The sequence below is a fragment of the Bacteroides rodentium JCM 16496 genome (assembly GCF_000614125.1).
GTDB classification, from domain to species: domain Bacteria; phylum Bacteroidota; class Bacteroidia; order Bacteroidales; family Bacteroidaceae; genus Bacteroides; species Bacteroides rodentium.
The window spans coordinates 38,512-59,721 of sequence record NZ_BAKJ01000023.1 but is presented as its reverse complement, the minus strand read 5'-3'; the positions used below and the strand labels follow the sequence as shown (position 1 = coordinate 59,721).

Annotated in this window: 21 protein-coding genes, 2 pseudogenes and 1 riboswitch; of the genes and pseudogenes, 2 read left to right on the top strand and 21 right to left on the bottom strand. The window is 49.6% G+C overall.

Translation table 11 applies throughout. From position 1 onward, the window contains the following. Positions 1-5: 5 nt before the first annotated feature. A complete protein-coding gene (locus JCM16496_RS11695) occupies positions 6-296 on the bottom strand; it encodes a DUF4120 family protein (RefSeq protein ID WP_025834470.1) in 291 nt (96 codons plus the stop codon). 318 nt (positions 297-614) lie between these two features. On the opposite strand from JCM16496_RS11695, the gene JCM16496_RS11690 reads away from it, so the two are divergent. Next, the gene (locus JCM16496_RS11690) at positions 615-959 is read left to right on the top strand and encodes a hypothetical protein (protein ID WP_025834469.1); all 345 of its coding nucleotides are present in this window, start codon (positions 615-617) and stop codon (positions 957-959) included. A gap of 57 nt (positions 960-1,016) precedes the next feature. Here the strand turns inward: JCM16496_RS11690 and JCM16496_RS11685 are convergent, their stop codons facing one another. From JCM16496_RS11685 to JCM16496_RS11580, 20 genes and pseudogenes are all read right to left on the bottom strand, one after another. Beyond that, a complete protein-coding gene (locus JCM16496_RS11685; RefSeq protein ID WP_025834467.1) occupies positions 1,017-1,730 on the bottom strand; it encodes a hypothetical protein in 714 nt (237 codons plus the stop codon). A gap of 1 nt (position 1,731) precedes the next feature. After that, positions 1,732-2,097 (bottom strand): hypothetical protein, encoded by a 366-nt coding sequence (locus tag JCM16496_RS11680; RefSeq protein ID WP_025834465.1) that lies wholly within the window; start codon positions 2,095-2,097, stop codon positions 1,732-1,734. 11 nt (positions 2,098-2,108) lie between these two features. Beyond that, entirely contained in the window at positions 2,109-3,131 is a 1,023-nt protein-coding gene (locus JCM16496_RS11675; RefSeq protein ID WP_025834463.1) for an LPD29 domain-containing protein, read from the bottom strand. A 12-nt stretch (positions 3,132-3,143) separates the two neighbouring features. Then, positions 3,144-3,353, bottom strand: a complete 210-nt coding sequence (locus tag JCM16496_RS11670; protein ID WP_025834461.1) for a hypothetical protein — start codon at positions 3,351-3,353, stop codon at positions 3,144-3,146. A gap of 1 nt (position 3,354) precedes the next feature. After that, positions 3,355-3,987 carry a hypothetical protein gene (locus JCM16496_RS11665; RefSeq protein WP_025834458.1) on the bottom strand — a complete coding sequence of 211 codons (633 nt, stop codon included), beginning with the start codon at positions 3,985-3,987 and terminating at the stop codon, positions 3,355-3,357. After that, on the bottom strand, positions 3,984-4,571 hold the full coding sequence (locus JCM16496_RS11660) for a hypothetical protein (protein ID WP_025834456.1): 588 nt from the start codon (positions 4,569-4,571) through the stop codon (positions 3,984-3,986). The genes JCM16496_RS11665 and JCM16496_RS11660 overlap by 4 nt, the downstream gene beginning before the upstream one ends. A 37-nt stretch (positions 4,572-4,608) precedes the next feature. Continuing rightward, positions 4,609-5,538, bottom strand: coding sequence for a hypothetical protein (locus JCM16496_RS11655; RefSeq protein ID WP_025834454.1), 930 nt, complete (start codon positions 5,536-5,538; stop codon positions 4,609-4,611). Between the two features lie 93 nt (positions 5,539-5,631). After that, positions 5,632-5,919, bottom strand: a complete 288-nt coding sequence (locus tag JCM16496_RS11650) for a hypothetical protein (RefSeq protein WP_025834452.1) — start codon at positions 5,917-5,919, stop codon at positions 5,632-5,634. Between the two features lie 20 nt (positions 5,920-5,939). After that, the gene (locus tag JCM16496_RS11645; RefSeq protein WP_025834449.1) at positions 5,940-6,308 is read right to left on the bottom strand and encodes a hypothetical protein; all 369 of its coding nucleotides are present in this window, start codon (positions 6,306-6,308) and stop codon (positions 5,940-5,942) included. Between the two features lie 11 nt (positions 6,309-6,319). After that, a complete protein-coding gene (locus tag JCM16496_RS11640) occupies positions 6,320-6,634 on the bottom strand; it encodes a DUF8466 domain-containing protein (RefSeq protein ID WP_025834447.1) in 315 nt (104 codons plus the stop codon). A gap of 20 nt (positions 6,635-6,654) precedes the next feature. After that, entirely contained in the window at positions 6,655-7,152 is a 498-nt protein-coding gene (locus JCM16496_RS11635) for a hypothetical protein (RefSeq protein ID WP_025834446.1), read from the bottom strand. A 40-nt stretch (positions 7,153-7,192) separates the two neighbouring features. Continuing rightward, positions 7,193-7,363 carry a hypothetical protein gene (locus tag JCM16496_RS11630; RefSeq protein ID WP_244440343.1) on the bottom strand — a complete coding sequence of 57 codons (171 nt, stop codon included), beginning with the start codon at positions 7,361-7,363 and terminating at the stop codon, positions 7,193-7,195. Between the two features lie 15 nt (positions 7,364-7,378). Then, positions 7,379-10,380 (bottom strand): annotated as a pseudogene (locus tag JCM16496_RS11625) (N-6 DNA methylase). An 81-nt stretch (positions 10,381-10,461) separates the two neighbouring features. Further along, positions 10,462-11,400: a hypothetical protein gene (locus JCM16496_RS11620; RefSeq protein ID WP_025834445.1), complete on the bottom strand. Its 939-nt coding sequence runs from the start codon at positions 11,398-11,400 to the stop codon at positions 10,462-10,464. 20 nt (positions 11,401-11,420) lie between these two features. Further along, positions 11,421-12,248 (bottom strand): DUF4121 family protein, encoded by an 828-nt coding sequence (locus JCM16496_RS11615; protein ID WP_025834442.1) that lies wholly within the window; start codon positions 12,246-12,248, stop codon positions 11,421-11,423. 461 nt (positions 12,249-12,709) lie between these two features. Further along, positions 12,710-13,972 carry a carboxypeptidase-like regulatory domain-containing protein gene (locus JCM16496_RS11600; RefSeq protein ID WP_025834440.1) on the bottom strand — a complete coding sequence of 421 codons (1,263 nt, stop codon included), beginning with the start codon at positions 13,970-13,972 and terminating at the stop codon, positions 12,710-12,712. Positions 13,973-14,083: 111 nt separating this feature from the next. Beyond that, positions 14,084-15,112, bottom strand: coding sequence for an iron chelate uptake ABC transporter family permease subunit (locus JCM16496_RS11595; RefSeq protein ID WP_025834438.1), 1,029 nt, complete (start codon positions 15,110-15,112; stop codon positions 14,084-14,086). A gap of 81 nt (positions 15,113-15,193) precedes the next feature. After that, positions 15,194-16,327, bottom strand: a complete 1,134-nt coding sequence (locus JCM16496_RS11590; protein ID WP_025834436.1) for an ABC transporter substrate-binding protein — start codon at positions 16,325-16,327, stop codon at positions 15,194-15,196. 5 nt (positions 16,328-16,332) lie between these two features. Next, complete coding sequence (locus tag JCM16496_RS11585) at positions 16,333-17,433, bottom strand: YncE family protein (RefSeq protein ID WP_025834434.1); 1,101 nt, start codon at positions 17,431-17,433, stop codon at positions 16,333-16,335. 53 nt (positions 17,434-17,486) lie between these two features. Then, a complete protein-coding gene (locus JCM16496_RS11580; RefSeq protein ID WP_025834432.1) occupies positions 17,487-19,424 on the bottom strand; it encodes a TonB-dependent receptor plug domain-containing protein in 1,938 nt (645 codons plus the stop codon). Between the two features lie 136 nt (positions 19,425-19,560). Then, positions 19,561-19,759: riboswitch (cobalamin riboswitch) on the bottom strand. Positions 19,760-19,859: 100 nt separating this feature from the next. Between JCM16496_RS11580 and JCM16496_RS11570 the strand changes: the two are divergent. Further along, positions 19,860-21,091 (top strand): annotated as a pseudogene (locus JCM16496_RS11570) (Cof-type HAD-IIB family hydrolase). Positions 21,092-21,210 lie beyond the last annotated feature (119 nt).

The window sequence follows — 21,210 nt, the reverse complement described above, 5'->3', positions numbered from 1 at the left end:
TTTTGTCAGGTGTGTATCTGCCATCCGTGGAACGGCTGCAATGTCACCGCAAATGATCTGTCGGGCATTCCATGATAGAGCAGGCCGCCCACGATGCCCGTCCTTCCGTCGGGATAGCGTTGTGTGAAACCGAACGAGTACGGGGCATGATCATAGTAGAGTGAGATTTCGCTGGGATGGTCAGGGTTTTCTTCCCAGCTTTTCAACCGTTCCAGGCATTTCTGGAGTGAGGTGTCACCGATGGATTCGGCATAACGCTTTACATTCTCGAAATGTTCTTCATTCAGGATTTTCATGACTTTTGTATTTTTATCTGTTAAACACGTCCGGCTCCGGGAGCCGGTATTTTTATTTCTCGCCTGCCTGACTGTCCCGTGGCTGTACCCGCAAGGTTTGGCGAAAGAAAATACCGCAGCGAAGCGAGGATGATTTTCTTTCAGCCAACCCCGAAGGGGCCTGACCTTGTACGGGTACAAAGGACACGGGACTACCTTTGCAGGGTGGGAAATAAAATATACGGTGGTGTGCTTTGCATGGGGCATGGCGATTATCTTCCTGATTTGTTCGCCATTGCCGGACAAAAGATGTATTTTTGCAATTCTAATTTCAGGATCATGGAAGACTATATAAAGAGAGCGGCGGATGCTTTCCTTGTGAAGCGTCCGTATGGCATGCGTGTGGATTACAGCAAGAAAGGGTTCGTGTTGTTTAACCGCAACCTGAACGTATTGGGCAATGCGGAGCATGCCCGTCTGGAAGAACTGCCTCTGGAGCGGTTCAATGTGGAGGAGATTCCGTTGGAGGGTGAAGTCGTGGAGGAACATGCAGGATTTACCGATGTATTCTTCTATACCGATCTGACCAATCCCTATGCCGGATATGTACTGAATTTACAAAAGCTTAAAGCCTATAACCGGTTTATGTTTCCGCTGGCAATGGCGCTGAACCGTGAATTGTGAGGCCGGAAGCCGGCAGCGGTAACAGCTGCATGGAGCAGGCCGTTACCGCCCCGGATTTTATTGTTTGTCCTCTTTTTCTGTTATGAACGCAAGATAGGCGGACACGGCCTTATGGCATCCGGTAAAGTCCGGTGTCCGGCAGCCCTTGATTTTCCGGAAACTGACGGTGCCGTTTCTGTCAATGCCCCTCACATGCCTGTTGAATGTCCCTTTGGTTCTGATATGGATGTCAAAACCGTCCCTTCCGGTGATTTCAAGGAACATTCCTCCCGTGATCCGTTCCCCGTCCAGGAATTTCTGTTTCTGCTCATCGAGCAGCCGCTGGTGTTGCTCTTCCCGCGCTCTGCGATCTTCCGCTTCTTTCTCCTCCTGTTCCCTGCGTTTCTGCTCCTGTTTCCTTTTATATGCCTCACGGGCTTGCACCAAAGGGGTGGTATCGAGCCCGAGGGCATCGAACACGCAGATGGAGAGCGACTTGACAAAAGTTCCTTTTTCCGCACCCTGAAGCGTATCTGCAATCCAGTTCCTGCAATAAGCTGCGGCTTCCTCCCTGCGGCCTTCTCCCTTGAGAAACCGGCGTGAATACTGCCCGCTGGAAAAATAAACGTTTTCAATCCGGCAGACCACATGGAAACAGTCATCGTCCTCATTCCCATATTCGTTCTTTCTCGACAACGAGAGATATACATTCTCCGCATACGGCTCCAATTCCATATAAGGAGCCACGACGGTATTACCGTCAGACTTGTATCTGAATACTTTTGCTTTCATGTCACATATTTTTTGATAGTCCGTTCATATAATCCGTAATTCTCATTTCCAGTTCATCGTATATCCGGTTGAACTGCTCCTGGTACTCTTCCAGAAAAGCCCCGTCCGTATCGCACATGTCTTCGAGCGTCTTTCCGTTTGCACGGCACAGCTCCGTATCGGCCAGCTCACAGACAATCTCGCTGAGCATAGACCGGTCCTTGTCTTCGGGAAGCATTCCGCCTCTCTTCAGTAGGCAGTAGTTGCGGATATTGATCCGCAGATACAGGTCCGCCTCTTCCCACCGTCTGTCGGGGAAGAGCGAGAATGCCTGTTTCAGTCCGTCGGGCTGCCCGCCCCACCATTCATTCAAATTGTTCGGTTCCATATTCATAAGTTTTAATTGGTTGTTGCCTGTCTGGTTTGCCATTGCCGATGGGCGATGATATATTCCTGCCGTTCCTTCTCCAGCAACGCTTCCGTTTCGGGAGTGTAGCCGAGAAAACGGATGTAACCGCCGTTGTACCCCGTGAGTCTGCATCGGATACCGGCTTTCTCCAATTTGTCAATCCGTTTCTGCGCCAGTTTCGCGCTGGAGTAATCCTTCGGCCAGAAATAGTGTTCGCCCTGTGAGCCGTAATGGTCTTCTCCGAGTATCATCTCACCGGAATGCCTCCTGTGTTCGATGAAATCGAAACGGGCTGTGCCCAACGCCTGACGGACAGCCTTGTGTGCGGCACCTTCGGGATGTTTGAACACTTCCGGTCTGTCCTTGCCCTTGCAATCCAGCTCGGGTGTCTCCACCTTATACGGTTGCTTGTAACTGCCTATTCCCAATGTCAGGTAGAAATTGGTATTGAAATAGTCGGTCATCGGATCGCTGTCGTCGAAGTTGTACGACATGACGAAATCGCAGATATTCGTCATCACCTCTTTGGCCCGGTCCGTCAGGGATTTGTCGGAAGCGATATTGTAATGGTTGATTTCGTCCTGGACCTTGCCGGATTCTTTGGTGAACGCCTCGAAATCCGCTTTCATAAGTCGGACATGGATGGAATGGCAGTTTTCGCGTCTGACGGAAAACCTGTATCTCGGATAGGTCTCTTTCAGCCATGTCCGTGTCAGCTCCACAATCTCCGGGGCATGTTGCCCCTTGTAGTTGCGGCCTTTCCAGCGGTATTCGTTATAGACATACTCCGTGTATTCCCTTGCCGTCGCTCCCGAATAGTCGTGTTCGTAGCCGCTTGCGCTTGCGGAAACATCCGGCCTGTCTTTCCATATCCCGTACAGCTTTTCAAACTCGGTGTTCACCTGTTGCATAATGGCGGTGTCGCCGCCCTTGTCCGGGTGGTGCTCCAATGCCAGCCGGCGGTACTCCTTCTTCAAGTCCGCCAATGAGTGTATATTCTGAAAATAAGCCATAGTTATAAGTAATTATGCCCCTGCGAGGCGGTTGATAAAATATTCCAGACAGTCAAGGTCCAGACCGAGGCCGAGACACGCAGTTTCTATGTCCTCCTCCCTCAAATCGTCCAGTTCCTGCAATTCGCGCAAGTTCCGAAGTTCGGAGCCAAGATATTCCTGTGCTTCCATTTGGCTGCAACTGCATGAGTTGCTGATCAGTTCGATAATATCAGTCTGCATATCATTCGTTTTTAGTATTATACATGTTGTAAATTTTCCGTTTACGCTCGTAGTCCCGGCTGTCCCACCATTGGCCTGCCGCATCAATGAATGCCTGTGGAATTTCAGCAGGCGGATAGTCACAGACTTTCAACCCTGTGATTTGTTCCATTGTCTCAAAACCGCACGACTCCCACCAATCCTGCATCTTTTGTGTGAATTCCGCCTTAGTGCAGAAAAAGGTCTGGTCAACACATTCTTCACACCATTTGCCGTCACACCAGTGCCCGTCATTGTCATCATACACATAGCTGATACGTTCACCCGTGTTGGCATTTATCCATACTTGAATTTCCAACTGTTGTGAGCCGCATTCTTTACAGACAAGGATGTCGGAATCGTCCGGTTCTTTTCTGAAAGCCCTGCCGTCATAAAGCATAACCGCACGCTCAACAAGCTGCTTCTGATAATTTTCCGACAACTCGGCAAAGAATCGTTCCGCGGCACCGAATATGGACTTGTCCGCCAACGTGGACCATTTATCCCAGAAGTGCCGGTGCATGTTTCCAAATACGGCCTTGCATTCTTCCTTGCTCCAGGCGTTCCACATATAGTAGAAGAAGCTGGAGACTGCATTTTCCGCTTGATATTTCATTGTTCTTCAGTTTGTGGTTCTACTTTTTCGCTCTCTTCCAGTTGCCGCCATACAGCCTCGTACATTTCATGAAGCCAGTCTATGTTCTTTGCACCAAGTTCAAACGGGCTGTAACATTCCACCTCGTCACCGCTTTCTTTATCTTCGGCGATGACGGTCAGGCTGCTGTCCGTTACCCGGAGTCCTGTTACCCTGCACTCGTAAGGGTCTCCGTTATCGCTGAACCATATTACCCAGACCGGGTCATCATCCTCTTCCGGAAACCGTACCGCGTTCATGGCATGGTCGTGGAGTAATTGCCGTATCGCTTCGATGATGTCTTTTCGCAGTTCTTCGATCCTGTCTCCGAACACCGACATGGGGGATTTCCCGCCTCTCTGCCTTACGGAGAGAACCTGCAAGTCCGGATGACAACCGAACTTCCAGTCCGTCACTTCATCGTCATCCAGCGTTGTGTGGATGTTGCCGCCCAATACCAGACCGCAGTCCTGTGCGACCATTCTTTTCGCTTCATCGCGGTCGTCTGCCGCTACCGTGTAAGTACCCTCGAAGGCGTACCTTACCCTTACATCGTACTTGTTCATTGTTCTATGATTTGATTGTTCGTTAATAATTTATTTGTCAAGACACTATGCTTACCGCATCACCGAAGAAAGAATCATCCACTCCATAAACCTGTTGGATGGTGTAGTCGTACCTGGAGCGTTCGTCATCCAGCCGGAAACGGAAACCGTGATAGTCCCTGACTTCCAATTTCAGCTTTATGTCCCGTTTCAGTTCCATTTCAAGCAGGCTTCCACCACCATACGTCGAACTGAAAAGTCCGCAACAGTTGCCTTTGGGGATAACGACCTCTTTCAATGAAAAGCCGGCTTCATACAGCTCTTTCAGGCTTACCCTGCCTATGTAGGTCAGCAGGTTCGCACCGCAGCAGGAATTGATAAGTTCCTCGTAGAATTGTTCGTAGGAAACCTGCTCCTTGCCGTTCCGGCTCTTACGGTTCGGGAAACGCCCGTAAGCCTTGTAGCCATGCTCTGTCAGGATTTTCTTTACTCTCGCCGGATTGAGGTTCAGGCTGTCCACCATGTCCCCGAAGTAGGATTCCTCGTACCTGTAACCGCCTTGCGATTCAAACCGGTTGGAGTTGATGCAGTCATAGTTGGAAAGCATCTCCACCCGGATGGGGATGTCGTCCGTATGCCTTATCAATTCCTTCACCACGTCCGAATCGTTGCGGCTGTAAATCTCGTCACGGATTTCATCTTCGTATTCATCGAAGAAATCATCCACATCTTCTTCGTCAAAGTCATGGAATACGGTACATTCCTCTTTCAGTTTCGCAATAATCTCACGGACAGCCTCCCATTCGGCATCGCTGTACCACTCGTCTGCCTTTTCCCACAAATGTTCGCGGCTTTTGCCGTCAAGGCATTTTTGAATCAGTCCGCGATGGTTGTCAAGGTTGTCATTGTAATCTGTCCATACCAGCGTATAGACCGGTTCCATCAGGGATTTGATGAAATCCAATGTCAATGTTTTCTGTTCATCCATTTCTGTTACCTGTGTACGGCAGGGTTCTGTTTTCCCGTACATACCGTTATAAATGCCGGAAGCGACCTTGCGGCCGCCTCCGTGTAAATTTCTTTATCCATACAGTTCCTTCACAATCCGGTCATATCTTTCCTTTTCCATCTCCGTATTCCGGTTGAAGTGGAAATAAGCCGTGTATCTGTATCCTGTTCTTGGCACTCCTCCGCACTGCTGTATTGCCCTGTCTATCTCCCAGTCGATATCACCTATGCCAAGAGATATGCTTGTGCCATGCAGCATACACCGTGCGAGTTTCAATGCGGAATCTGTCTTGTCTTCCTTGCGCAACCGGTCGAAAGCCATCAGTGCGATTTGCCTGTTTGAAATCTTTATCTCTTCCATATATTTTGCATCTGTTTGGGTCAGACAATCCCGGTAAGTTGCCTGAATCGCGCAACTATTTCATTGCATTTGCTTTGGGCAAGTTCCTCATATTTTTTGCAAATGGCACAGTATGCCTTCCAAGGCTGGCCTCTAAGCTCGTGCTCGTATGAGGACCTGACCAATTCCGGATATTCTTCAAAAAGTGTCTTGAATGCTTTACGCCATTTGCGCCCTTGCCACAATCCGTTTGCTATCAATGTCATGAATTCAAACATCTGTTCGTCTGTTTTCACATCCAATGCATAAAAATGGTCTGTTGTCGGCCACACGTTCTTGGAATGCTGCCAAGTTTCTATCTGCTTGGTTTTGGCATTGTATGCCATTCTTGTAATTACCTGGTGACTCATATGGATATATTTTAGTTCATTACCGTATTGTCTCTTTTCCTGTCACGGCTTGCCAGCATTCCGAAATGGATGCTGAATATGCGCCGTGTGAAGCAGATCGGAGAATTGTATTCCACACGTTGCCACAGCGTGAAGTGATTGTCGGAGAACGACCACCTGAAATACCCTGACAACGAGCCGAATCGCGGGTTTGCATTCCTGTTTATCAGAAACCTGTTCACATCCACGATGTGTCCTGCCGTCAGGAGAATGTTCAGAATCTCCACAAACGCCATTTGCGAGTAGGGGTCAACCGGCATTACCGGTCCTTTGAAGTTGATTTCCATCTTGTATATGTTTATATGCTTTAATCGTAATTGTCATCGAATACCTCGAAGCGGGGAATACCCGTGTCGAAATAGTTGTTTGATATGCCCGGGTAGTACAGCAGGCTTTCATCCCCGCTGTCCGGGCAAGGCTCATCGTCGATATAGGCCGCATTTCCATAAAGTTCGATATAGTGCGCCACCAGCAGGTGCGGGTCTTCCGTACTGATGTCATGCCCGTAACGGTCACACCAGTCGAAGAAGCAATCCTTGTCGGGTTCCTCCAGCTGTTCCATCGCCTCCCTTATCTCGAAGAAGTTGGGACACAGCCATTCCCGGTTGATGAGCAGGTCCGGGATCTCCTCCCATCTCGTGTACCTGTATTCCGGCGTTTCCTCTTCGGGAAACAGTTCGGAGCAGGTGCACAGGAATTCCCCCATGTCGCCGAAGTCGGACATTTGCAGCAGGTTGTCTTTTTCCTGCCCCATGTCTATGAGATGCTGCGTGGTCACTGCCACTTCTGCCTGATTCAAGTCCATGATATTCTTCATTATAGTTTATGATTCGGAACCGGGGATTTCATTCCACAGGCTCCAAAAGGTCCGCACCCCGCAGTGCAGGGTTTTTCGGGAAAATACCGGAGCCTCCGGCGAGGATGATTTTCCCGAAAACCGCTTGCGGCATGACCTTGCCCTGCCGGTAAGGGGGCGGGCTACCTTTGCCTGTGGAATGGAATCTGCGGTTTCTCATTTGTTTTTCCATTTTTCAGTTCATGATGCGCTGGCTTCCCCAGCTGATATGTATTTTCCCTTCGCTGTCACGCTCCCTGACCAGCAGGCTCTCAATAACGGACATGGTGATGTCGAACTCCTCAAAGATTTCCGACTGTTCCTTTACTTCGCCCGTCTTGATGAACTCGTTCAGCCGCTCTTTGGTAAGCACCAGTGCTATAAGGTTCTGCTCTACGGAATCCTTGTAGGTAACATAATGCACGTCCTTCAGCTCTTTGGAGTCAAGGCGTATGAAACGGAAGTAGAACTGCTCCATCTTCGGGATGTTCCATTGCAGGGATTCAAGTATCACGTCGTTGCAGGTGGGTATGTTCACCGAACTGCTCAGGCTCTGCTGCGTGCATACCAGTATGCCGTTGATGGTGGAATCGAACTCCGTCACGATGCTTTGCCGTTTCTTGAACGCCACGTCGCCCTTGACCACAAATACGGGACGGTCAGGAAAACATTCGCGGAGACGGCTCTCGTAAAGGTCGAATGCGGCTATGGACGTGCAGCCGACAGCCACCTTGCCGGGTATCTTCCGTACCAGCCTTTCGATGTACCTTGTCTTGTTCGGAATCCCGTCTCCGGAATAGCCCTCTATCAGGTGTGGGACGGAGCAGGCCTTGATGAGCAGCCTGATTTGGCGCATAAGCCGGAGTCCGGCATCCTTCTTTGCATCCCCCGTGCTGTTGTAATACAGTTCGCAGATGCGGCAGAACTCCTCGATGATGACACGGTAAACCTCACGCTCGCCGTCGGACGGGCTGACGGTATGTGTCCGTATCTTGTATTTCTCTCCTGCAAAGTCCCTGAACTTGCGTGTAATGATGGTCTTCCCGATAAGGCCGGCCAGCTCCTCCTTGTTATAGACATCCTGGTTCTGCTTCTCAATGCCGAACACGGTGGATTTCCCCGGACAGTGGCAGGCACGGAAAAGCACATGCCCCCTGAAAGCGGGGAACGGCTCACCGTAGTGCGGATTGTTATCTTCCTCTATCTCCTTGTCCCTGTTCTCGTGGTACACCCGACTGCTCCAACAGACCATGTTTATGGAATTGTTATACAACAGCTCAAACTGGCTGTACAGTTCGGCGATGTTGTTGCGTGTGGTCGTACCGGTGTCGAGTATCTTGTATTTGAGGCGGCGGAAGAGACCGAGGATATGCCTTGTACGTTGTGACGACGGGTTGGTTATCTCGTCCGACTCGTCGAAAACAAGGCACAGTTTTCTTGAACTGCGTTTGACGAACCTTGCCATGCCCCGTTTCAGCTTGGCGAGCATGGAGGTGGATAGGACGATGAACACGCCTTCCGGCACAGTTTCCAGGTCGGCATTACTCCTTGCCACCCGGAACTGTTCCCTGTTTATCGAGAGGAAGGGTATCCATGTCATATTGGTGGCGATGGCAGGAGCAGTATGATGACATTCCGTACTTTGCGGAATTTGAGCAGGTATTTGGCACGATGGTACACGGCGGCTGTCTTGCCCGAGCCTTGCTGCCAGTTCAGCAGCGCGTGGCGTTTCTGCAAGACGAGGTTCAGGTCGTGTTTCTGGAGCGTGGTAAACTCGCAGGTCTCGCCGTCCTTGTTGATGAATGCACACCGGTCCAGGTATTCTTTCAGCCTGCCATCTTCCTCCATTTCCGGGAACTGCCGATTCTGCATTTCGTACTCTCTCCGCTTGCGTCGGATCAGTTTCTCCGCCGCACGGATTTGATGCATGTTCTTTTCTGTCGGCACTTCCGGCATGGGCAGTTCGGCACGCTCCAGCACGAGGTCGTTGATACTTGCCGCCTTGTGCGGAACTTTGTCAAGGAGTCGCGGAGCATATTGTTTCAGTTTGAAGCCGTATGAGGTCTTCACCAATGCCACTTCCTTGCGGGGTACGGTATTTTGCGAGGTGATGTACCTGCGGATGACGGCAAGCACTTTCTTCGGGGTCAGCTTGTTCTTCTCCCATTGCTCCACCTGCTCCCGCGTGGCGTTCTCAGGCGGTTTCTGGTTACGGAACTTCGTGACCAACGCTTCCGCCTTGTCTATATGTTTGTTCAACTTGACGTGCGCCTTCAGCTCGTACATGTACTTGGCAAGTTTGTACTCGAACAGCTCAAGTTCTTCCTTGTCGATCCGGTTGGTTTCGCGCATCAGGTCGAAACGCAACCGGTGTTTCATCGCCCTTGCCTCGCCGATGCGCTTTTTCAGCTCGTCCGCCGTTATGAATTCCTCAGCATTGTAAGCCTGCATCTCGATGTGGGCCGATTTACGGAGAAATACCATGATTTTCGTATTGAAGTCATGGACTCCGACTGCGGCAAAGGCTGACGGAACCAATTTAGTCTGACCGGCAAAAGAGAATTTGCCGTTTATACCGGCTATCCGTGTCTTTTCCCAAAACTCGCTTTGCATGAAGGAGCCGGGCACGATTATCATCAGGATACCGGCCGGATTAAGCACATCGTAAGCCTTGTCCATATAGTATTCCTGCGACAGTTTGTAGTCGAACTTCAAGTTAAAAGGAGGATTGCCGATAACAATATCGAAGCGTTGCTGCGGGTAATATTGCCGGATGTCACATTTCTCGATATGGGCTTCCGGGTAGAGGTGTCTTGCAACTGCCACCGCCTTGCCGTCTATGTCAAAGCCGTAGGCGTTGTGCAGGTTAGGCAGGTGGTTGAAGAAGTTGCCCATGCCGCAGCACATGTCCAGTACCATTTCGGACGAGACGGGACACAGCATATCCACCATGTCCCGGCATATTTCATGCGGGGTGAAGAACTGTCCCATCTCGAACTCCTTCTTCGCCTGGGCATACTCATGGTAGTTGGCAAAGTCGGACTGCCTGAGGTTGTGCAACCCTCCGATGCCGGTATAGCAGTTGTAGATGCTCTCCGCCGGAATAAGGTCCTTGCCGGAGTCTATGGCGAAAAGTATCTTCTCGTTGATTTCGGCCCGCTTGTCCTGCGGTATCTGTTGGGGGATGATGGCGTACATATCTTGGGATTGTTTACGTTTGAAAATGAAGACACCCCGCAAGGATGCCTTACGGGGTGCCCGAATTGGTTTCTCATGCCGTTATTGTTCTCTTAATGTGATTTCATCCAGCCGGAGCCGCTTGAAACAGCTTTCCGCTATCGCGCTGTCCTTGAACCTGACGTCTATACGCCCGTTCTTGTAGAATCTGATTTGTTCGGCATTGGTCGTGGTGAGGTCGTACCAACGGGAAACATCCACATCATCTTCATGCAGCCCGACAATCATCCTGCTTGAACCATGGATGGTGTCATCGGCACCGAATGCGATGCCTTCACAGAAGGTCTCTATGTTGCCCTTATAGTTGTAGTGGATCTGGTTGCGGTTGTATGACAGATAGAACTCGTCAAATCTCAGAATTTCGGGGAACGTGATTTTGTCCTTTTTCAACTCCGGCTTGACCTTGCTCCAGCACGACGGTTTCACTGTTTTTAGGAAGCGGGACAGCAGTTCTTCCTCCGCCGTTTCCCGGAAACTCTTGCCACCCAGATGTTCGATAACGGCATCCACGTATGTTTCATAGACCGGGCGGAATCCCATGCGGAGCGTTTTCCCGTCTATGCTTGGCACCGGCACTTGAACATTGTAGGTCTTGTTGAAATAGGCGATGATACGGCTGGCGAAATTCGCGTTGGCATTGTGGTTCTTATCTACCAGGTCATTGATAAGGTCGAACGGTTTGAACTCGTTGTGCGAATAGTCATCCCTGTCGTTATGGTAGGAATAGAAATTGCGCATGGATACCTTGCCGTTTTCCTCATAATGGAACTTCCGTTCCTCCTGATACTGCTCCGCGTCTTCCTTGAAGATGGCGTACCAATGGTCTATCTGGTCGAGTGTCTTGTAGAGCAAGTCCTGTTGGTTCTGGCAATAGATTCGGTCTTGCTCCGTGATTTTGTCCTCGTTTCTCACTTGTACGCTCAAAATACCTTGAAGCAGGTCGGGAGCGTTACCGGTCTTGGTTGCTGTTGTAGTTTGCATATCTGTTGGATTTTTAAGTGTTAGAAATTCTGTGATTTGATTCGGTAGAAACAGGTGATGTGTTTTTCCATGTCCTTGACTATCTTCACCTGTTCGGGATGGAAATTGAGCCTTCGTTCTTCGACCGGGGCATCAATCTTTTCCCATTCGGCAAGAGGCAGGAATATATATTCGCGACGGAAACACCATAATACGATTTGGGTGGGCCAATTGCCTTTGAAAACCGTTCCTTCGTAGTCTTTCAAGAACTGTTGGAAGTCGGCTTCGTTCCCAAAAGCGATATCAAGACTTTGATAGAGATTGCCATTCCCGGATTCCTCTCTTTTGTTCAGGTAAAACTTCCGGTAGGTCTCGGTTGTGAATTTTCCATACTTGGGATTGGGTTCGACATAGAACCATAACGGCACTTTAGCCAGGAATGTCACCGAACCGTTGGCGCACGCCCCGCAATGCCCCCAGTCCTTGAACGCGCCTTCCGTCCATTTCAGGAATTTCAGGTCTTTCGGATTTACAGAGTGGAATGCGCCTCCGCTGACACTCAGACGGATGTTCCCGTCCTCTGTCCATACGAAAGGCACATACGGCTGTTCGCATACGGATAGGTATCCTTCTTTTGCGCTCCTGCTGTCAATAAGGGCGTGACCGTAATAGTCCCCATGTTCGGTTACATATACCAGCCTGTCACCGATTTGCGGTGTGACTTCCGAGCGTGTCCGCTCGATGAGTTGTACATAATTGTTGGCCATATCCACATCTTCCTGCGTCAGCCAATGTTCATGGTCGTATGAAACATTCCGTTCTCTGAGCGTTTCGATACTGTACTTGTTCTTTGCCATCTGCTGTAACATAACAATTGATTTTTGTTAGTCCGGCTTTTCGGGGCCGGAGTTCCCGTAACTACAGGCTTTAAAAGGTCGTGTTCCGTACATGCAAGGTTTCCGGGAAAAATACCGCAAGCCTTCGGGCGCGGAAGATTTTTCCACGGAACCCGAAGGGCTTGACCTTGCTTGTACGAAAAGAACACGAGTTACCTTTGCCTGTGAGTTACGGGGACTCGGCTACGGGATGGCTGTACTTTTCGGTATGGATTATTGCATAAAATTCAGACCGGATATTACCGGCCTTTACAGAAAAAATGCTATCTTTGCATTGACAAAAGAGTTATTTGAAAGCATGAGGAACATGGTGGTTCTGAACAGTCTGGCATTTTCTTATCCGTTGCCCGTTCTCATGCGAGTTTTCTACAAAGCGTTGGTAATCAAATAAGATACTTCAGATTACAACAAATATAGATAAAACTATCAGATAATCAATCGGATTGTTTCCGCAATTTGCTGACTGCATTCTCCAGGGATTCCGTAGGTTCTATAATATTGTAGTTCCTCCAGAAGTCTTCGTTCCAATACTCATCCACCAGGTCGTAGAATACCTGCTTCCGTTTGAAGGTGTTCTTGTTGGAGATGCCGGAGAGAGGGCTTTCCGTCCTGTCGGTCACCACCATTTCGGAGAAAGCGGTGTAGCTGGAGGAGAACAGCCTTTTTTTCCAGTCGCATTTAAAGCGGATGACATTCCGTATATAGTTCAGGTAAGTCTTGGTCCCCTGCTGCTTGTAGGTCACCAGATAGGTGACTTCCTGCGGGCGGAACCGCAAGCCGACGGGCTTCTTATGCAGAATGGCCTCCACTGCTTTCACCCGGTTTGCCATGTCCAGGCCAAACTCGGCGCGTGTAAAGGAGAGCCGTTCGTAGTCTATATACAGTTTCCCGATGAACAAGGCATACATCAGGCTGACCCGCGGACGGAAGCTGACCACATACTGCATGCGGTTATCCAGATTGACGGGGTCCTCCATACGGAATTCATAATAGTCCAGATTGTCCGTGCTCAACAGCGCATCGCCATTCTTCACAATGTCCAGATAAAGGGACAAATTGGGGCCTCCCACCACTTTCACAGCCAGCGTGTCACTCTGCTTTTGGCTCAGCAGGCGGCGGCCCTTCAGCAGCTGCACCTTGTCGCGGTCCACATCGCGGGAGTTATAATCCGTCTTATAGACATCCATCACTGCCTCGGACACGCTGATATAGCGACGGCGCTTCTGCACGGTTTCCCGATAGAAGGCAGTCAGCATGTTGTCATTGCCAGAATAGTTTACTGGAATTTTCTTGATGGCCTCTTCCACTATGACGCGGGGATTATTGCCATAGACCACAATCTCGCTCAAAAGATTGGGAGCCGGTATCATCCAGATGGTCAGCTCGCCCGTTTTTTCAAGTTCTTCCAGAGAGAGGTGTGTAGTGAGATAGCCGATATGGGAGACTTCCAGTCCACGGAAAGCTTCCGCTTCCGCTACTTTCAAGGAGAATGTGCCGTCGGCATTGGTCACCGTTCCGATATTGTTGCCGACAACAGAGACGTTCACGTTTTCGAGTTTCTTCCTGCTGTCCTTGTTCTTGACCGTACCGGTGATGACGAGCTCGTTCACTGCCGCGTCCTGCGCCATCAACGGGGTGATACCCGAAGATAAGAATGCAAACAAACACCCAAGTGTAAATCCTACAAAGTTTTTCATAAGGCATGTTTTTAAGGGGTTTCTATTAATAAGAGCGGTGAGGAAGATAAAACCCTATGGAATGGAGAGAAAAATAGTAAGGCAAAACCTTGTCAAGCTGTTGGCTATAGTTTAGTTGAATTGTTGGGGCTTCCGCTGGCTCAGAATAACGTAGATGATGACCGGCGCACCGATAATGGGCGTGACGGCATTCAAGGGAATAATACCCGCTTCGCCGGGCAAGACGCAAATCAGGTTGCAAAGCAGTGCCACTGCACCGCCACTCAGGATGGTGACCGGCAACAGAGAATTGTGATTGGCTGTCCCCAATATCATGCGTGCCACATGCGGCACGGCCAGGCCGATAAAGGCGACCGGGCCACAGAAGGCGGTGGTGACAGCCGTCAAGAGCCCGGTGATAATCAAAAGCCAGTTGCGCACACGGCGGATGTTTACACCGAGGTTTTCGGCATAGCGCTCTCCCAGCAACAAGGCGTTCAGGGGCTTTATCAACAATAATGAGCCGAACAGTCCCACAACGGTGACCAGCGCAAAGGCCGGCATCTGCTGCAGGGAAACTCCACCGAAGTTGCCCAGCCCCCATATCATATAGGACTGCACCCCCTCTGCCGTAGCAAAGAAGTTGAGCAGGGCAATGGCAGAAGAAGCGATGTAGCCTATCATGATACCCGTTATCAGCAGCATGACATTGCTCTTTATCAGCGTGGAAAAGAAAAGGATAAGTGCCATAATCAGCATGGCTCCGATAAATGCGCCAAGCAGTACGGAGAAGAAGCCGGACAGACTGAACGCCCCTGCCGTGATGCTGCCGCCAAACAGCAGCATGACGAAGGCCACTCCCAGACTTGCCCCGGCGTTGATGCCCAGAATGGATGGTCCTGCCAGCGGGTTCTTGAAAGCCGTCTGCAACATCAGTCCGCAAACAGCCAATGCGCCACCGCAAAGCAGCGCCGTCAGCGCTTGGGGCAAACGGGATTCCCAAAGAATGAAGCTCCAGCTTGCCTTCTCCCCCTCTCCACCGAGCAGGATACGGAAAACATCGGCAGGCGGAATCGAAACCGACCCCACCAGCAGATTGCCCGCAAACAGCAATAAGATGACCACTCCCAGCCCGATACCATATTTCCAGCCTTTACTCATAGTTACATTATTTAGCACACAGAAACACGGAGGCACAGAGTTTTCTATTACTTTCACAAAAGTTCCGTATCTCTGTGTTCATCACTCCTTCAGTCTGCAAAAATAGCGCAAGCCTCCCAAATCTCCTATTTCGGGATGCAGAATCTGTATCAGGTCGGACAACAAATAATCGGGACGGAACGGAGTCTCCTCGTAGAAAGGAACTTTCGCCGTATTACAGCCATAGACATTCCGGGTCTTGAAAGCCTTGAAACCGGTGTAGCCGATATAATCCGCCTCCAAATCAGCATAGCTCATGTCGCGATCGCGGTTGTACTTCACCAGCCAGACGTCGGCATCGCCCGCCTTGTCGAAAACGGTCTCGAAAGCCAGAGGAACAGAACCGCTGTGGGTATCATCGGCAAAGGCGTAACGCCCGCAAGCATCCTGAAAAAGCCTTCCTATGGTGCTGCGCCCTCCCGGCACGTACCATGCCGAGCCGCTTTTCAGCTCACTGACAACGGAGAACGAGGTGGATGAAAGTTGTGCACGCATCTTGAGTCGTTGGTAACAACTGTCCACTTCGGCAAAAAGGCTGTCGGCTTGTGGCGCAGCCCCGAAGAGCAGTCCGTAAAAACGCATCCACTCGGCACGTCCCAAAGCGGAGGTTTCCATGTAGTCGGCACATTCGATGATAGGAATATTCAGTTTCTCGATACGGCCATAACCGCCGCTGTTCTCAAACGGAGACAGAAGGATGGCATCGGGATGCAGGTCGATGATGCGCTCCATATCGGGATTCATGCCGTCACCACAATCGGCGATGGCACCCCGGCGGCAGGCTTCGTGCACGACGGGTAGCTTGATGTACTTCAAGTCGCAGACGCCGCCGATGCTGCCGAATACACCCAGATTATCCATCAGTCCGCAGTGGACGGAAGAGTAGATGACTGATTTGGAGAGCGGGGTACGTACCACAGTACCTGCCGGAAGATGTGCCGGGAGTTCGCGGTCTTTCGGGACCAGTATATAGGTATGTAGCGTGTGCAACGTATCCCAAGGATTGCGCAAGGTGGCAAGGGTATAGCCGGGATAGGACACTAAGGTAAGATTCTCTGCATAACGTAAGGGAATGGTGTCACCGTTGGCCAAAGCAGAGGCAGTCTTGCTCCTTCCCCCACAGGAGGAAAGAAACAAGACTGCGAACAGACAGATAAGTAAACTATTTCTTTTCATTGATATTAATTGAAGAAGATAGCAGAATTAGGATTCATACCTCCTGCATCGAACTGCTCTATAAAGGTACCGTCTTTCTTGAAACGATAAATGGTGCCGTTCGTGGTATATTCAGAAGTACCAATATAGAAATCACCGTTATTATCATTTACTTCCAACATATAAATCGTAGAAGTTTTCAACTTTTCCGGTATATCCTTCAAGAAAGAAGCTTCATCCATCTTTCCAGTCTTTATATTATAAGTAAAAAAAGAAGCGGTAGGATTGGTGTAATTTGAATAAGTCAAATAGAGAATATCATCAGTAGCACACATACGGGTGGCACTGCCTAATTCCGTCACCTTATTGTTGGCAGCAGGGTCTATCATCTGTAATGAATAGCCAATATCAACATAATTACCCCATGAAATCAAAAAAACCTTATCATCCTCTTCAACCAAAGCATTGGGGTTCAAACCTACCGTCAACGTCTCTTTCAACTTGAAAGTACGCAAATCTATCACCTTTACGTCATTGTGATAAGTACTCCAATCAGCAGTACAGCTATTCGCCACATAAAGCATATCCTCGCAGATTGCCACACCTTCCAGATTGTCGCCAAGTCCGGTCAATTTATCCACTACCTCCAACGTTTTCGCATTGATTTTAGCTACAGTTCCTCCGTAGAAGGAAGCATAGATATATCCATCCTCAGCATCGATATAACGAATACCTGCACTGAGGTCGTTGTCGTCTACAAACGAAACACGTTTCAACTCCACACCCGCAGCATTCAGCTTAGTCAGATAATTGGAACCACTTACAGCTATATATATTTCATCTTCATACTCAATCATACTCTGACCAAGGTCACCCAACTTGGCGTTGTTTTGAGTCTGGTAAATATCACTGATGAAATCCGCATCCTTATTGGGTGCATAAAAGGCAAGTCTTGCGTTATTAGCTCCCCAACCACCCTCATTCAGAATATAGGCCCGCGTCCGTGGCAGTGTCACCTTCGACCCGCCGTCATCCAGAGAATCGTCATCGTCGTCACTACAAGATGCCAAAGAGGCACCCAAAGCAAGCATGCAGAGCATACCGAATAATAAACTTCTTACTTTCATAATCACAGTTTTTATTGTTTATAATTAGTTTTTGTTGTTCCTAAATAGATTATTCAAAACTTGAAAGTACCCGTCAACCGCCACGAACGGCCCGGCATAGGATAATACTTTATCACGTCATACTGTTCATCGGTCAGATTTATAATCTCGGCCTGCAACAGAAGCCGGCAACCGCCCAAAGCAAACTCATGAGAGAGGCTCATCGTATGCTCCAGATAGCCCTCAATCTCATTCTCCAGAATGTTCTGCGACAAATAGTAGCGCTTTCCCACTCCTACCGCCGAGTAGCCCACATTCACCCACGGCGTTTCTACAATGGCAGACGCGTTTCCGCTATGAAGAGGAGTATAAGGCAATTGGTCCTTATAGTTCTTCGCGTCGGAATCGGTCAGGTCAATAGCCTTTTGCCATGTATATCCGCCCGATATAATCAGCCTTATTTTCTCCGTCAATGGAACGGTTGCCGCCAAAGTGGCATCCACACCTGCGGCATGCACCTTGCCGTAGTTCGCCATCTTCCACGCATAGGTGGTGGGAAAAGCCACAATCTTATCCGTCACATCATTATAGTAACCGTCGAGCGTAACGGAGATATAGTCGAACACAGACAATCCGGATTTGCTCCATGTGATGCCGACATTATATTCGTCCGCCTTCTCGGGTCGCAGATTGCGATTGCCCAACCGGTAGTAATAGAGGTCGTTGAAAGTGGGCAGACGGAACGTACTCTTATACATCAACCGGAAATACAGCGACTCGTCCTGCCAAGGCTGCATACTGACTGATAAAGAGGGAGCAAAACGATGGAAGTCATCGGGGACCGTACCTTTCTCGGCATGCTCCGAAGTGGCGGTATGCACCAGCGAAGTCGTGGCCGTGAGCCATCCTTGTCGGTAACGTGCATTGAAGGCACTGATGGAAGTATACCTTGTGGGGAAAGGACATTCCGGCAAACTGTTGCGCAACTTGTTTATCACCCCGTCCTGCGCCAACGAAAGGGTCAAAGCTTCCCAAGGACGGTAGAGAACGGTCGCGGAAATATAATATTCGTCTTGCCGGTGATTTTCCCGATAATATCCGTCGGTATATTCCTTGCCCTCATCCTTATATTTGTTCCAGCCATGATTATACTTTGCCTGTGCCTGCAAACTCCACCGGGGCGAAAAATGCTTCCTATAACGTGCCTGCACAAAAGTATTCTCATCCCAAAGCGTTTCATCGGAAAGGGGATTATAGAGCGTAACCGCCCCTGGAAGTCCCCGGCGGGAATAGAAGTAGTACCCTTTCACATCCAGTTCGCTGTCATCCTTGAAAGTATGATAAAGGGTAGCTTCGCCCTGCCAGGAATAGATGCCGGAGTTGTTACGTTTCTCTTCCGTCACGTATTTCCCATTGACCAGCGTGAAAGGGTAATTACCGTCCGCCCTCATATAACCGGCATCTACCGCCACGCGTGTACGGCTGCCCAGTTTCTGCCACCAGCGCAGCGAGGGGCTGACCATGCCGAACGACCCTCCGCGCACCCGTGCCTGAAAAGCGGCATTGCGCCCGTCATCAAAATGAGGCTTTTCCGTCTCTATGCCCAGCACACCGGCCGACGCATACAAGCGGGCGGACTGCAACAAGTCCTCCGACTGCCCGATGGCGAGCGAAAGCATGGAAACATTGTCCAGCGAAAAACGCCCGATATCTATCTGCCCCGCCTGACAATTGCTCACCGCCACCCCGTCATAACTGACAGCTGTATGGGCGGCTCCCATATTGCGTATGGAAACAGTTTTCAGTCCTCCAATGCCTCCGTAGTCCTTTACATTGGCTCCGGCAAAACGGCGCACAGCATCTGCCATATTCTGTATTCCCAGCTGGCTGATATCCTGCCGTGACATCGTCTGTATGGGTACGGCAGAAGTCACTTTATTGGGCGACCTGCGTGCTGTCACTGTCACTTTCTCTATCTGATGCACTTTCCCCGTAATCGTATCTCCCCCCACCTCCTGGCAGAGAGCCGAAGTATACTTGCACCCAATGAAACAGCACAGACCAGTAGTACCTTAGTCCTTCCTGACATAGAATAAATGAAGATTATCTTAAACCATTTGCGCACTGCCCACTTTCCTCGAATGGACAATTTTTCGACTTTGTTTTGCAGGTCTTCTGACTCGTTCCCGGTACATCGCCTTCCCGTTCTTTCCGAAGAACAGTGGCACAAGTATGATACACCAAGCATGGAACTCACAGCAGCGGGACTGTTCGGGACTTTCACCCGATTCCCTTTTCATCCGCTTCTCCGGATAGAGAACGCAGAACAAAACGTGGACAAAGATAGGATAAATAAAAGAAGTTTCAATAAACAACAAAACAAATATTACCGTTTTAACAGTCATTTTTCTAACTTTGTAACATAATAACCCCAAAATCGAGTTGCCATGAAATATAAGTTATTGGTTCTTGATGTAGATGGAACGCTACTCAATGATGAAAGAGAAATTAGTAAAAGGACATTAGCTGCTCTGCTAAAGGTCCAGCAGATGGGAGTGCGCATAGTTTTGGCATCCGGTAGACCGACTTATGGACTGATGCCACTGGCCAAAACCCTCGAACTCGGCAATTATGGAGGGTTTATCCTCTCCTATAACGGTTGCCAGATAATAAGGGCGCAGAACGGGAGATACTGTTCGAACGACGCATCAATCCGGAAATGCTGCCTTATTTGGAAAAGAAAGCCCGCAAAAACGGCTTTGCCATCTTCACCTACCACGATGATACCCTCATTACGGATAGCCCGGACAATGAATATATAAAGAATGAAGCCCTGCTAAACAATTTGAAAATAATCAAGGAAGATGAATTCTCTACTGCCATAGACTTCGCACCTTGCAAGTGCATGCTGGTGAGTGACAAGGAAGAAGCTCTGATAGGGCTGGAACAACATTGGGAAAAACGCCTGGCAGGTACTCTGGACGCTTTCCGTTCCGAGCCTTACTTTTTAGAGGTGGTGCCCTGCGGAGTCGATAAAGCGAATACGCTAGGCGCCCTATTAGAGCATTTGGGAGTAACACGGGAAGAAGTCATTGCCATTGGAGATGGCGTATGCGATGTGACCATGCTCCAATTGGCCGGCATGGGGGTAGCTATGGGACATTCACAAGATTCGGTAAAGGTCTGTGCAGACTATGTGACCGCATCGAATGAAGAAGATGGAGTGGCCCTGGCCGTAGAAAAACTAATATTGGCAGAAGTGCATGCAGCAGAGGTGCCTCTTGATTTACTGAACGAACGGGCACGCCACGCATTGATGGGAAACTTGGGCATTCAATACACATACGCTTCGGATGAGCGCGTAGAAGCGACCATGCCGGTCGACTACCGTACCCGCCAACCTTTCGGCATTCTGCATGGCGGTGCCACCCTTGCCTTGGCAGAAACCGTTGCCGGACTAGGCTCCATGATTATTTGCGAACCTGATGAGATTGTCGTGGGAATGCAAGTCAGCGGAAATCATATTTCTTCTGCACACGAAGGAGATACGGTACGTGCAGTGGCAACCATCGTTCATAAAGGGCGTTCATCCCATGTGTGGAACGTGGATGTATTTACTTCCACCAATAAACTGGTTTCCTCTGTACGGGTGGTGAATAGTGTGATAAAGAAAAGATAAAGCAACTGTTATAAACTACGTAATGTAAATGCATAAAAATCAAAAGGGAAAAGGGGGTTAACCAATTCCCCGGTTTTATCCTTACCTTTGCAAATTATATTAGAGCGTTATACCCGAAC

Coding starts and splice junctions, on each gene's coding strand:
- JCM16496_RS11695 (WP_025834470.1), bottom strand. CDS start 296: ATGAAAATCCTGAATGAAGAACATTTCGAGAATGTAAAGCGTTATGCC.
- JCM16496_RS11690 (WP_025834469.1), top strand. CDS start 615: ATGGAAGACTATATAAAGAGAGCGGCGGATGCTTTCCTTGTGAAGCGT.
- JCM16496_RS11685 (WP_025834467.1), bottom strand. CDS start 1,730: ATGAAAGCAAAAGTATTCAGATACAAGTCTGACGGTAATACCGTCGTG.
- JCM16496_RS11680 (WP_025834465.1), bottom strand. CDS start 2,097: ATGGAACCGAACAATTTGAATGAATGGTGGGGCGGGCAGCCCGACGGA.
- JCM16496_RS11675 (WP_025834463.1), bottom strand. CDS start 3,131: ATGGCTTATTTTCAGAATATACACTCATTGGCGGACTTGAAGAAGGAG.
- JCM16496_RS11670 (WP_025834461.1), bottom strand. CDS start 3,353: ATGCAGACTGATATTATCGAACTGATCAGCAACTCATGCAGTTGCAGC.
- JCM16496_RS11665 (WP_025834458.1), bottom strand. CDS start 3,987: ATGAAATATCAAGCGGAAAATGCAGTCTCCAGCTTCTTCTACTATATG.
- JCM16496_RS11660 (WP_025834456.1), bottom strand. CDS start 4,571: ATGAACAAGTACGATGTAAGGGTAAGGTACGCCTTCGAGGGTACTTAC.
- JCM16496_RS11655 (WP_025834454.1), bottom strand. CDS start 5,538: ATGGATGAACAGAAAACATTGACATTGGATTTCATCAAATCCCTGATG.
- JCM16496_RS11650 (WP_025834452.1), bottom strand. CDS start 5,919: ATGGAAGAGATAAAGATTTCAAACAGGCAAATCGCACTGATGGCTTTC.
- JCM16496_RS11645 (WP_025834449.1), bottom strand. CDS start 6,308: ATGAGTCACCAGGTAATTACAAGAATGGCATACAATGCCAAAACCAAG.
- JCM16496_RS11640 (WP_025834447.1), bottom strand. CDS start 6,634: ATGGAAATCAACTTCAAAGGACCGGTAATGCCGGTTGACCCCTACTCG.
- JCM16496_RS11635 (WP_025834446.1), bottom strand. CDS start 7,152: ATGGACTTGAATCAGGCAGAAGTGGCAGTGACCACGCAGCATCTCATA.
- JCM16496_RS11630 (WP_244440343.1), bottom strand. CDS start 7,363: ATGAGAAACCGCAGATTCCATTCCACAGGCAAAGGTAGCCCGCCCCCT.
- JCM16496_RS11620 (WP_025834445.1), bottom strand. CDS start 11,400: ATGCAAACTACAACAGCAACCAAGACCGGTAACGCTCCCGACCTGCTT.
- JCM16496_RS11615 (WP_025834442.1), bottom strand. CDS start 12,248: ATGTTACAGCAGATGGCAAAGAACAAGTACAGTATCGAAACGCTCAGA.
- JCM16496_RS11600 (WP_025834440.1), bottom strand. CDS start 13,972: ATGAAAAACTTTGTAGGATTTACACTTGGGTGTTTGTTTGCATTCTTA.
- JCM16496_RS11595 (WP_025834438.1), bottom strand. CDS start 15,112: ATGAGTAAAGGCTGGAAATATGGTATCGGGCTGGGAGTGGTCATCTTA.
- JCM16496_RS11590 (WP_025834436.1), bottom strand. CDS start 16,327: ATGAAAAGAAATAGTTTACTTATCTGTCTGTTCGCAGTCTTGTTTCTT.
- JCM16496_RS11585 (WP_025834434.1), bottom strand. CDS start 17,433: ATGAAAGTAAGAAGTTTATTATTCGGTATGCTCTGCATGCTTGCTTTG.